This window comes from Vibrio sp. D431a (assembly GCF_030248655.1).
GTDB lineage: Bacteria > Pseudomonadota > Gammaproteobacteria > Enterobacterales > Vibrionaceae > Vibrio > Vibrio alginolyticus.
This window is the reverse complement of sequence record NZ_JAHGAP010000024.1, coordinates 215,100-227,106: the sequence shown is the minus strand read 5'-3', so window position 1 is coordinate 227,106 and position 12,007 is coordinate 215,100. Positions and strand designations below refer to the sequence as shown.

Here is a 12,007-nt window from a genome sequence, read left to right as displayed (position 1 = left end):
ATTACGCTTAGACTGAATAGTGATGCTAAATAGTGGTTTAACGAACGATGCATTTTAATCTAGACCATCAAAATATGAATTGATATAGTTTTCTTTAAATATTTTTCTGTAATTTGGAATCTGTCCTTCTACATAGTTTTGTTTTAATGCCCAATTAGCTTCTGATTGTAATGTAAATAATAAAGAATTCGTTAAATTTAATCGAAAATTATAATCATCCCAGCTCCAAGATATTTCTTCAACTGTTGTGTTAAGTTTTTGTGATAGTATTTTCATTGTTAAATGAGGGTTTTTATCCATCCAGTTAATTGAGTGATGAAGTGACTTTATTATTTTCATTACTTCTTGATCTGATTTTTCAATGTGTATTTCTTTTGATACAAGCAAAAAGTAAAGTTTATACACGCCAATAATTCCTATGTTCTTTACTTCTTCATTTATTCTATTCTTGGCCATAAATCCGTATGGCTCCCAAGTAGATATTGCATCGACGTTTCCTTGCATTAAATGATTTATAATAACCTGCGTTGTTGATGATATTTTTTCTACTTTTTCTAAATCAATGTCACTTACCTGTAGCAACAAGTCTAAGTAATATTCGCTAGCGCTCTTTTTTATTACACCAACCTTTTTTCCTGGTAATTTATCTATACTTTCTATGCCAGACCGCTTTTTAGTTAGCAGCTTAATATCATTCGTAGAAGATGCAAAAGAAGTGATTAATGCTAAATCTTTGTATTCAAAGCTTTTAAACATCAGTACGCTTTCAGAAAAAGTGGCGTAATTAACATGGTTTTCTAGAAGTAGGTTTGAACATTCGACCCCTCCAAAGCACATGATAAGTTCGACGTTTAAATCGTTTTCTTCAAACGCACCTATGTGCTCTGCAATGATAAAAGGGGCTGACAGAGGCGTCTTAGATATACCGATTGTTGTAGGTTTGTGGATAGCATTTGATACCGTTGTTAATTTTAAATAAGCAACTACTAATGCAGAAAGAACTAAAATTATGATAACTGTAGAAATCTGTTTTGTATCCATCAAAAACAACTCCCTTCATAATAGTAGTAATTAATCTATCAGTTAAATGAGTGTAGTTGCTTATTGGGTTGATGCTAGGAGAGGAGGGGATTTATTTGTATCGTGCCAAATTTATGAGTACCTAGGGGTAATTTCGGTAACTGGCTTAGATATAAAGAATTTATCTTGAGTTAGTTCAAGTTGTAGCAAATGACTGATTTCATAACATGATGATTTATGGAGAGATATCAACTTTTTAAGTTGAAAAATTGTACTCCATTTTTGCCATTTTTCTTTATCTCATACATCGCGTGATCGGCTTTTTGATACACTTCATTAAACGGTTGCTTTCCTTTGTTAAAGAGACAAACACCGATACTCATTCCTATCGTTACTTTATGTAAGTCTTGATTTATCGCTGGAATGATTGAATCTAAGAGTTGATTGCAAAGTTGGGATATTTCCTCTCGACTTGAATGCCAGTTTAAGATAACAAATTCATCGCCTCCTATGCGTCCAACTTGAGACTTGCTTGACGCAAGCTCTGTTAAGCTATTGGCGATATTGATGAGGAGGGTGTCGCCAGTATGATGGCCTAGCTGGTCGTTAACTGCTTTAAAATTATCTATATCAACAAACACTAAAGCAGACTGCTGAGACGGTTCGGTTTGAGGTTGATGATTAAAGTTTTCCTCAATTGCTTTTCTATTTAACAATCCAGTCAATGGATCACTCGAAGCCAACTTGGCCAGTTGCTGCTCATAACGCTTTTCTTTTGTAATATCGATATGAGTACCCATCATCCGTAGTGGTTCGCCATCAGAACCATACTCGACGATGCGCCCTCGATCGTAGACCCAGCTATCACTGCCGTCTTTATGAATCATGCGATGCACTACCTCATAAAGGTCGGTCTTGCCTGCTAGGTGATCTTCAAATGCACCCACCGCAAGATCATAATCTTCAGGGTGGAGATTGTTTTTCCACGTTTCAACCGTCGCGGTTAACTCATGGGGCTGATAACCTAGCATTTTTCCCCACTGCATATTGAATATCGTCAAAGTACCTGAAGGAATATGCTGCTCCCACAAACACAGTCCATTACTGTCGAGTGCAGCATTCAACTTTTCTTGTAGTCGCGCATTCTTCCGCTTCAGCTCTTCATTTTCTTTTTCTAAGCAGGCAATTCGAGTTAGATATTCTTCCATTTTGCGCATAATTTACGTCGTTTTCGGAGCGACAATATACGAAAAATACTTTGCAATTTCTATGATTGAGCTTGGAGATATAAATATTGAATATGCGGTAAATAATAAAGAATCGGTGATGTTACTTAAGAGCAGTAAAGTAAATGCTTGGAAAACAAAGAAGGAAATAGGGGGTAAGCGAGGGGCTCTCCTGGTGCAAAGTCTTAAATGGAGGTCTTTGCACCGGGACTACTGAGGGTTAGCGGTTTAGTGCACCACAACGCTCAGGTTGGTATGTGATATCGACAATTTCAATTGTCTTCACTTGATTATTTGGCATTGGCCATTCAAGTTTTTGGCCGACAGACAAACCGATCAGTGCGCTGCCTACGGGCGCAAAAATAGAGATATCATCACTGCTTTTCAGTTCAGAAGGGTAAACCAGTGTCTTTGTCATGGTTCTATCTTCACCTGAAAATTTAAACTCTACAGTCGAGTTCATCGTGACCACGTTATCTGGCATTTGTTCTGGCTCAAGAACTGTTGCTCGGTCGAGCTCTGCTTCTAATTCCACAAGCTCCGCTGCGATGTTTGGCATTTTATCCAACAAGGCTGTGATTCGGTTCATATCTAAGCTTGAGATGTAGATAGAATTGTTTTCTGACATTTTATGACTCCCAAATAAAAGGCCGCCTCACAAAAATGGGACGGCACTCTATATGTCAATTACGGTATCAATCATATGGACGCTATTCCATATGAACTAAACCTGATTTTAGTCTTTATAGTGCGACTTAGCTAGTAAAAAATTTTTGTTGTGAAGCTTGATTTTTCTAAATCTTTCAATCACTTCAGATATTGTTCTCTGATCACCTTGAAACGGTGAAGTCAAGTGAGTGCGTCGTTTAGAAGCAAAACAGGATTTATCGTAGGTGTGCTCGGTTTCGATGGTCAGCCTAACTTCATAAAAGCAAAACGGTATAGTCCGTTGCTAGCATGGCTTCGGTTATCTCAGTTTGTTAAAACTACCAATATCCGTTAATAAATTACTTTATTATTTCGCAATGGTCAGATAAATACGTTCATCTACCCCTTTAGGGTAGTTTGAAATTGTAATTGATTTACATCATGTATTAATTTTCTTTCACAATTAACAATGAGCTCAGTGATAAGAACCTAACCCTTAGGAATTATAATGAGCAAGTTGAAGCTAGTAGTCATCGGTAACGGTATGGTAGGGCACCGTTATATTGAAGACTTAGTCGAGAAAGCTGATATGTCTAATATAGACATTACGGTTTTCTGTGAAGAACCTCGTGTCGCATACGACCGTGTGCACCTTTCCTCTTACTTTTCTCACCATACTGCAGATGAACTTTCTTTAGTAAAAGAAGGCTTCTACGAGAAACACGGTATTAACATGCTGATCGGCGAACGCGCGATTAACATCAACCGTGAAAACCGCATTGTTTACTCAAGCACTGGCCGTGAAGTTCAATACGACAAGCTGATTCTTGCTACAGGCTCATTCCCATTTGTTCCACCTATCAAAGGTCACGAAAGCAAAGACTGTTTTGTTTACCGTACTATCGAAGATCTTAAAGCGATCGAAGCGTGTGCGAAGAAGAGCAAATCAGGCGTTGTTGTCGGTGGTGGTCTGCTAGGTCTTGAGGCAGCAGGCGCACTGAAAGCACTGGGTGTAGAAACGCACGTTGTTGAGTTCGCGCCTAAACTAATGGCAGAGCAACTTGACCTTGCTGGTGGTAACCAACTTCGTCAAAAGATCGAGCGTATGGGCGTGAACGTTCACACCAGCAAAAACACGCTTGAGATTGCGGCAGAAGGCACAAACGCACGCAACGTTATGCGTTTTGCTGACGGTTCAGAGCTAGAAACAGACTTCATCGTATTCTCTGCAGGTATTCGTCCACAAGACAAACTAGCACGCCAAATGGAGCTAGAAGTGGCACCTCGTGGCGGTGTTGCTATTAACGACCACTGTCAGACTTCTGATGAGAACATCTACGCTATCGGTGAATGTGCGTCTTGGAACGAAATGTTCTACGGCCTTGTTGCTCCTGGCTACAAGATGGCGACAGTTGCCGTTGATCACCTACTAGGTAACACAGAAAGCAAATTCGAAGGCGCTGATATGTCTGCGAAGCTGAAACTTCTGGGTGTAAAAGTAGGTTCAATCGGTGACGCGAACGGTCGTACTGAAGGCTGTAAGAGTTACGTTTACCAGAACGAAGAACAAGAAGTTTACAAACGTCTTATCGTTTCTAAAGACAACAAGAAACTGCTTGGCGCGGTTATGGTTGGCGATACGTCTGACTACGGCGACCTGCTTCAACTTATGTTGAACGAAATCGACCTACCAGAACACCCAGATGCGTTGATCCTTCCTGCACACGCAGGCGCTGAGAAACCAGCACTAGGTGCAGACGCTCTACCAGAAAGCGCAGTGATCTGTTCATGTTTCGACGTGACAAAAGGCAAGATCGCACAGGCGGTTGCTGATGGTCACCTCACATTGGGTGACATCAAAGCAGTGACTGGCGCAGGTACTGGTTGTGGTGGTTGTATTCCTCTAGTGACGTCTGTTCTAAATGCTGAGCTTGCTAAATCTGGTATCGAAGTGAAGAACGACGTGTGTGAGCACTTTGCATACTCACGCCAAGAGTTGTTCCACCTAATCCGTATCGAAGAGATCAAAACGTTTGATGAGCTGCTAGAGAAATACGGTAAAGGTTACGGTTGTGAAGTTTGTAAACCACTGGCTGGTTCTATCTTGGCTTCTTGCTGGGGTGAGCACATTCTTAAGCCACAACTGGTTAAGCTGCACGACACGAACGACAACTTCCTAGGTAACATCCAAAAAGACGGTACTTACTCTGTTATCCCACGTATGGCGGGTGGTGAAGTAACACCTCAAGCATTGGGTGCGCTAGCGAACGTTGCTGCAGAATACAACCTATACACCAAAGTAACCGGTGCTCAACGTATTGGTCTGTTCGGTGCTCAAAAAGACGATCTTCCAGAGATCTGGCGCAAGCTTATCGATGCAGGCTTCGAAACAGGTCAAGCGTACGCAAAAGCACTTCGTATGGCGAAGACATGTGTGGGCTCTACTTGGTGTCGTTACGGTGTTCAAGACTCTGTTGGTCTGGGTTCTTACATCGAGAACCGTTACAAAGGCATTCGTACACCTCATAAGATGAAGTTCGGTGTTTCTGGCTGTACTCGTGAGTGTGCGGAAGCACAAGGTAAAGACCTTGGCATTATCGCGACTGACGCAGGTTGGAACATGTACGTATGTGGTAACGGCGGTATGAAACCTCGTCACGCAGACCTACTTGCAAGTGACCTAGATAAAGAAACGCTAATCAAGTACATCGACCGCTTCATGATGTTCTACATCCGTACTGCTGCGCCACTACAACGCACATCAGTTTGGATGGAAAACATGGAAGGTGGCGTTGACTACCTACGCGAAGTGATTGTTAACGACAAACTTGGCATCAACGCTCAACTAGAAGCCGACGTAGCGAAGCTTGTAGACGAGTACGAGTGTGAATGGACTGCGACCATCAACGACGAATCACAACTGACTCGTTTCGCGCACTTCATCAACTCTGATAAGCGCGATGACAACGTTGTGTTTGTACAAGAGCGTGAGCAGCACCGCCCAGCAACCTTCACGGAAAAACACCCTGAAGCGAAAGGCGACATCCTACACGTAGCGATCACTGAAGCATAAGGGAAGGTTGATTATGTCATTTGAAAAGATTTGCCAAATCAGCGACATCGTACCGGGCACGGGTGTTTGTGCACTGGTTGATGGTCAGCAAGTTGCGGTATTCCGCCCAACGCAAGCAGAAGAAGTGCTAGCGATCAGCAACACTGACCCGTTCTTCCAATCAAACGTGCTTTCTCGCGGTTTGATTTGTGAGCACCAAGGCGAGCTTTGGGTGGCAAGCCCACTTAAGAAGCAACGCTTTAACCTGACAACAGGTGCGTGCATGGAAGACGAGCGTTTTAGCGTGAAAGCGTACAAAACGCGCGTAACCAACGGCGAAGTAGAAATTTCTGCATAAGCTTGGTTTCCATTCCCTCCTCTAAGGGGGAGGGAATGAACCGAAATCTAGATTTAATAGGTAAAGGCTTTCCGTGGTTCATCTGCGGGGACAGGGAAGCTAGGTGTTACTCAGCGGCAAGCCTTTCTCTATTCAATCTTTAATTTTTAACTTTCACTTTTGAATAAGGACACATTCATGTCTACTGATTATAAGCCTGCAGAATTCGTTCAAACCATGATCAACGTGGGTGAAGCGAAAACCAACACTAGCACTCGCGATTTGCTACTTCGCGGTACTATGGCGGGTATCATCCTATCGCTAGCCGTTGTCGTTGCTATTACCACTATGGTTCAAACCGGTATTGGCATCGTAGGTGCGCTTGTCTTCCCAGTTGGTTTCGTGATTCTAAGTGTGATGGGTTACGACCTAGTAACCGGTGTTTTTGGTCTAGCGCCTCTGGCTAAGTTTGCAAACCGTCCTGGTATCACTTGGGGTCGTATCTTCCGTTGTTGGGGTCTTGTAGGCTTGGGTAACCTTATCGGTTCTCTAATCGTTGCTTACCTAGTGGCTATCTCTCTGACAGGTAACTTCTCTCTAGAACTGAACGCAGTAGCGAAGAAATTTGTGGCTGTTTCTACCGCGCGTAGCCTTGGTTTTGAAAACATGGGTATGGACGGATGGATCACGTGTTTCGTGCGCGGCATCTTCTGTAACCTAATGGTATGTCTAGGCGTTATCGGTAACATGACAGCACGTTCAGTATCTGGTCGCGTAGCAATGATGTGGTTCCCAATCTTCATCTTCTTCGCTCTAGTATTCGAGCACACAGTAGTAAACATGTTCCTATTCCCACTAGGTATGATTCTAGGTGCGGATTTTGGTATCGCTACTTGGTTGAACTTCAACCTTATCCCAACCATCCTAGGTAACATTGTTGGTGGTCTAGTGATGACTTGTATTCCACTGTACCTAACTCACGCGAAAACTGCGCCTTCTATCAATGCTGAAGAAGAAGTAAAAGCACAACCTGCAATGGCTAAATAACCATTAACGGGTAATTCGCTTAATATGGTCCCGCTTCTGGATGGGCGGGACTATTCTCTAACTAGATTTCAATTTTTAACTTTCACTTTCGCGACATATTTTATTGATTTAGCTATAAAAAGTAATAACTCCTTAGAGTGGTTTTAGCCCTAAGTGCATAACGCGAGTGTTACTCTTTATATCTAAATTTTTCGATAGGCGTTGATATGACTACTGCTCACTCATCTTTAAACAGCGGCTTTGTTTCTCTTGTTGGTGCAGGTCCTGGTGATCCTGATTTGCTCACAGTAAAAGGCTTAAAAGCCATTCAAGCGGCTGAAGTTGTTGTATACGACCGTTTGGTGTCGAAAGACATTCTTGAATTGGCTCACGCATCAGCAGAGATGATTTACGTAGGAAAAAAATTGGACTTTCACTGCGTGCCTCAAGATCAAATCAACCAAATCTTGGTGCAGAAAGCGCAAGAAGGTAAGCGTGTTGTGCGTCTGAAGGGCGGTGATTCATTTATCTTTGGCCGTGGTGGTGAAGAGCTAGAAGAACTAGCGGAATTTGGTATCAAGTACGAAGTGGTTCCGGGCATCACCGCAGCAGCGGGTGCAACGGCTTACGCTGGTATTCCATTGACACACCGCGACCATGCGCAAAGCGTTCAATTTATCACTGGTCACGTACAAAAAGATGGTCGTGAGATTGAATGGCATTCACTAGCGCAATCCAACAACACACTTGTGTTCTATATGGGTTTGAAGCAAAGCGGCCATATTATGGATAAGCTGGTCACTCACGGGTTAGATCCTGAGATATCATGCGCCATTATTGAAAACGGTACGCGCCCAGAGCAGCGCGTGTTCCAAGGAAAGTTGAACGAGCTATCGATCATGGCAGAGCAAGCCGTGAGCCCAGCATTGATTGTGGTTGGCAGCGTGACTCAACTTCACAACAAATTGGATTGGTTCGCAAAGTAATACTGCTCAGAAGTGACTATATTTTACAGGGGCTTTGTTGCCTCTGCATTTCTTGCTTACGCATAGGCATTTGATCAATGAGGTTGTTGATAAACGGCCAGTCTGTTTCTGCGCCCCAGCGGTGCTTTTCTAGACCATCTTTACCAAGCAAAATAGCGGTATGAGAACCTTTTTCGACCGCATAAAGACGAGCTAGCATTTTTAGGTCGAACTCTTCTTTAAGCCAAGCAGGAAAAGTATAACCTTGTTCTGTAATGACCAGTGTGACGACATCTCTGTCTTCCAACTCACACTCATTCATAAGTGTTTCTAGCAAGAATTGTTTGACGTATTCATCATTTTCCGGCGCAAAGTAGAGCACACTTCTATGTGGCCAGTATTTGGAGTGCGCTGGATAACCAAATGCTGTCGATGACAAGATACAAGAAAGCAGTATCACTAGTAACTTTCCGCCCATGACAGTTCCCCTAGAAACCCAAATAACTTTTTATACGTTAAGTTTAGTGGAATTGGCTCATTGTGCTTTTTCCAAAACTGGCATAGGGTAGGCAGCAAATAAATTGAGCGTAGAAATAGATGAGTTCGGAAAGCAAACAAAAAATCGCCATTTTGGTTGATGTACAGAATGTGTATTACACCTGTCGCGAAGCGTATCGAAGCAATTTTGATTACAACCAGTTTTGGTATGTTGCCACACAAGGGAAAGAGGTGGTAAGTGCTCGTGCTTATGCCATCGCGAGTAACGATCCAAAACAACGTCAGTTTCATCACATTTTACGCGGTGTTGGGTTTGAGGTGATGCTTAAACCCTACATCCAGCGTCGTGATGGCAGCTCGAAAGGTGATTGGGATGTGGGTATTACTCTCGATGCAATTGAAATTGCTCCCGAAGTTGAGGAAGTGATTCTAGTTTCGGGAGATGGAGACTTTAGTCTGCTAGTAGAGAGAATTCAGCAGCGCTTCAATAAAACGGTGACCGTTTATGGTGTACCTAAACTTACATCTCAAACTCTGATTGATTGTGCCGACAATTTTGTCGCGATTGATGACGATTTCTTGCTGTAGTTAATAGTGCAATAAAGAAAGGCGAGTCACTCAGGCTGTACGAAACGTACAATGACTCGCCTCTAATTTATCGTTGATTTGGCTAGTTACAAAGGAATGATCATTTGCCCTAGCAAGTAACCCAAGCAACACGCACCAATCACGCCGATTAAGCCCACAGACATGAATGAGTGGTTGAAGTACCACTTACCAATCTTAGTTGTGCCCGAGGTATCGAAGTTCACAGTCGCGATATCTGAAGGGTAGTTGGGAATAAAGAAGTAGCCGTATACCGCTGGCATCAAGCCGATAAGCAGCGCAGGTTCCAAACCTAAGCCGAGACCAACAGGCAACATCATGCGAGCCGTTGCAGCTTGAGAGTTCACCACAACCGACACAATGAATAACGCAAGCGCGAATGTCCAAGGGTAGTTGGTTACCATCTCTACGATGCCGGATTTAAATTGAGGCATAGCGTACTGGAAGTAGGTATCTGACATCCATGCAATACCGAAGATAGCAATCGCCGCCACCATACCAGATTTAAATACCACCCCATTTGGTACGTCACGCGGGTCAGTTTTGGTCGCAAGCAAAATGATACCGCCGAAGCAGAGCATCATCATTTGAATCACAACTGCCATGCTGATTGGCTTCGAGCCATCTACGATGGTACGAATGTCTGGCCACATTGCGATAACGACGATAACCAAGATAGAAGCAATGAACAGCAATACAGAGTTATGAGCACTTGTTGGTAGTACTTCATCAAGAGACGTTGCAGTTGTGTTGAGGATTTTTTCTCTCCACACAGGATCTTTCAAACGCTCTTGGTATTCTTCATCGTCGTCTAGTTCTTTACCACGCTTTAGGCTGTAAAGTGACATCAACAACGTACCGAATAAGGTTGCAGGTACAGTAACGAGCAGAATTGAGAGCAGAGTGATCTCGTGTTGAATATCAGAGAGTTGCGCCAAGTAGTAAACTACGGCCGCTGAAATTGGTGATGCCGTGATTGCGATTTGAGAGGCGACAGAAGCGGCAGCCATGGGACGCTCAGGACGAATGCCGTTTTTAAGTGCAACGTCGCCAATGATTGGCATGATAGAGTAAACCGCGTGACCTGTACCAAGTAGGAAGGTCATAAAGTAAGTCACGAACGGAGCAATAAGGGTGACGCGTTTTGGGTTCTTACGAAGCACACGCTCGGCAACTTGCAGCATGTATTTCAAACCGCCAGCGGCTTCAAGAATGGAAGCACATGTTACCACCGCTAAAATGATCAACATGACGGTGACAGGAGGAGAGGTTGGCGGCATCTTAAAGATGAATACTTCAATCACCAAGCCAATTCCGGATACGACCCCAAGGCCTATACCACCATAACGTGAGCCGATATACAGCATCACGAGCAAAAATAGAAACTCAAGATACAACATGTGGATTTCCTTATTCAAAACAGAGGGCTACATAGCCAAATTACCTCTTTGTATTGTCTCGATATTCAGAAAGAAAATACTTCATGTTGTTCACAATCCGCTGGATAAGAAACAGCAATATTCAATTATTGGCAATAACTCACGCTACACAGGGAAACTGTTAACACAGTTTTATTAGGGTGTTTTTATGCTGTGTATTTTTGCGGTCATGTCAGCGCTAAATGCGAAGAGGTTTAAGAGTTTGTTGCTATTCATCGCATACTTAACCAGACCTTACAGCTTCACAGAGCTCGGAAATACAGTCATGACTAACCCTAAGAGTGTTTCTTTGTTATGAAAACGCAAAGGATAATAGTTTGCATTGCGATTGGTGCTTGGGTATAAAGGTGTCAGAATGACTACACCAACAATAAGCCATCATGTCTGAGCAATTTTTCCCGCAACTGTTTCAAACTTCGAGTGAGATTACACCTTACCTACACGGTGATATCGGCGAGATAGGGCAAGAAGCTATCCATATCGAGAATGATATCAACCCGATCATCCAAGGCCTTTACCAGCAAATCTCGGAGGCTCATCCGGAAGCGGGAAAAGCATATTGGTTGACAAGAACGTGGGATTTACTTTGTTGGCAGCCAGTTTATGTCGCATTCATCTCTATTTACGGTTACCACACGTTGCCAAACATTCGCGAGATAGCGCAGCACCTCAAACCTTGTTTTGTTTCTGGGTACCGATTCGCCGACGAAGCGCATATACATGGCGAGCCAGAAGCGTTGATAAAAGAGGCGGGGCGTCAAATCCGAGAACTGTTCGACTTCTATCAACAAGAGATGAGTCAATGGACACGCATTCGTCCTGGCTTCACTCATCAATTGATGTCGGACGGAATCATGGCTTGTTTAATTCGTCTCCAACAGCGCTTTCCGCAAATGACTAACTCGACACTTCAGGAGCATGCGGTCTTGTGGCTAAGCGCAATGGGTTTGGATGTTGATAATAGCCGCTCACTTCATGAGACGGAATCTGATCAGCCGCTAAAGTTAGTAAGAAAAAGTTGTTGTTTAGTCTATAAGTGTGAAGGCAGAAAGCTTTGTGCAGATTGTCCTCGTTTAGAGGAAAATCGACAGCTTATGAGCAAGAAGGTTCTTAATTAACATTTATTTAACTTGTGTAACAGTGCTCGATTTGAGAGTGAGAATAAGTATCATTGCATGCTCTTGTTGACA

At 43.2% G+C, this 12,007-nt stretch carries 11 protein-coding genes; 6 read left to right on the top strand and 5 right to left on the bottom strand.

The genetic code is table 11. The annotated features are described in order from the left end of the window. Positions 1 to 54: 54 nt before the first annotated feature. From KJB35_RS20060 to rnk, 3 genes are all read right to left on the bottom strand, one after another. Entirely contained in the window at positions 55 to 1,041 is a 987-nt protein-coding gene (locus KJB35_RS20060; protein ID WP_170890080.1) for an ABC transporter substrate-binding protein, read from the bottom strand. Between the two features lie 227 nt (positions 1,042 to 1,268). After that, positions 1,269 to 2,228, bottom strand: a complete 960-nt coding sequence (locus tag KJB35_RS20055) for a GGDEF domain-containing protein (protein ID WP_025767735.1) — start codon at positions 2,226 to 2,228, stop codon at positions 1,269 to 1,271. A gap of 238 nt (positions 2,229 to 2,466) precedes the next feature. Then, a complete protein-coding gene (gene rnk / locus KJB35_RS20050) occupies positions 2,467 to 2,874 on the bottom strand; it encodes a nucleoside diphosphate kinase regulator (RefSeq protein WP_005376048.1) in 408 nt (135 codons plus the stop codon). A gap of 528 nt (positions 2,875 to 3,402) precedes the next feature. On the opposite strand from rnk, the gene nirB reads away from it, so the two are divergent. The 4 genes from nirB to cobA all read left to right on the top strand — a co-directional run bounded on the left by nirB (position 3,403) and on the right by cobA (position 8,295). Next, positions 3,403 to 5,967, top strand: a complete 2,565-nt coding sequence (gene nirB / locus KJB35_RS20045; RefSeq protein WP_285356492.1) for a nitrite reductase large subunit NirB — start codon at positions 3,403 to 3,405, stop codon at positions 5,965 to 5,967. Positions 5,968 to 5,980: 13 nt separating this feature from the next. Further along, the gene (gene nirD / locus KJB35_RS20040; protein WP_005387969.1) at positions 5,981 to 6,304 is read left to right on the top strand and encodes a nitrite reductase small subunit NirD; all 324 of its coding nucleotides are present in this window, start codon (positions 5,981 to 5,983) and stop codon (positions 6,302 to 6,304) included. A 177-nt stretch (positions 6,305 to 6,481) separates the two neighbouring features. Beyond that, complete coding sequence (locus KJB35_RS20035) at positions 6,482 to 7,330, top strand: formate/nitrite transporter family protein (protein ID WP_005427050.1); 849 nt, start codon at positions 6,482 to 6,484, stop codon at positions 7,328 to 7,330. A 206-nt stretch (positions 7,331 to 7,536) separates the two neighbouring features. Continuing rightward, positions 7,537 to 8,295, top strand: a complete 759-nt coding sequence (cobA, locus tag KJB35_RS20030) for a uroporphyrinogen-III C-methyltransferase (RefSeq protein WP_213987611.1) — start codon at positions 7,537 to 7,539, stop codon at positions 8,293 to 8,295. Positions 8,296 to 8,311: 16 nt separating this feature from the next. Here cobA and KJB35_RS20025 read toward each other — a convergent pair whose 3' ends face one another. Further along, complete coding sequence (locus tag KJB35_RS20025; RefSeq protein ID WP_017820187.1) at positions 8,312 to 8,752, bottom strand: DUF4174 domain-containing protein; 441 nt, start codon at positions 8,750 to 8,752, stop codon at positions 8,312 to 8,314. A gap of 119 nt (positions 8,753 to 8,871) precedes the next feature. On the opposite strand from KJB35_RS20025, the gene KJB35_RS20020 reads away from it, so the two are divergent. Continuing rightward, a complete protein-coding gene (locus tag KJB35_RS20020) occupies positions 8,872 to 9,360 on the top strand; it encodes an NYN domain-containing protein (protein ID WP_005387978.1) in 489 nt (162 codons plus the stop codon). 86 nt (positions 9,361 to 9,446) lie between these two features. Here the strand turns inward: KJB35_RS20020 and KJB35_RS20015 are convergent, their stop codons facing one another. After that, positions 9,447 to 10,778: an anaerobic C4-dicarboxylate transporter gene (locus KJB35_RS20015; protein WP_285356498.1), complete on the bottom strand. Its 1,332-nt coding sequence runs from the start codon at positions 10,776 to 10,778 to the stop codon at positions 9,447 to 9,449. A gap of 419 nt (positions 10,779 to 11,197) precedes the next feature. Between KJB35_RS20015 and KJB35_RS20010 the strand changes: the two genes are divergently transcribed. Beyond that, positions 11,198 to 11,935, top strand: coding sequence for a siderophore ferric iron reductase (locus KJB35_RS20010; RefSeq protein ID WP_042520969.1), 738 nt, complete (start codon positions 11,198 to 11,200; stop codon positions 11,933 to 11,935). Positions 11,936 to 12,007 lie beyond the last annotated feature (72 nt).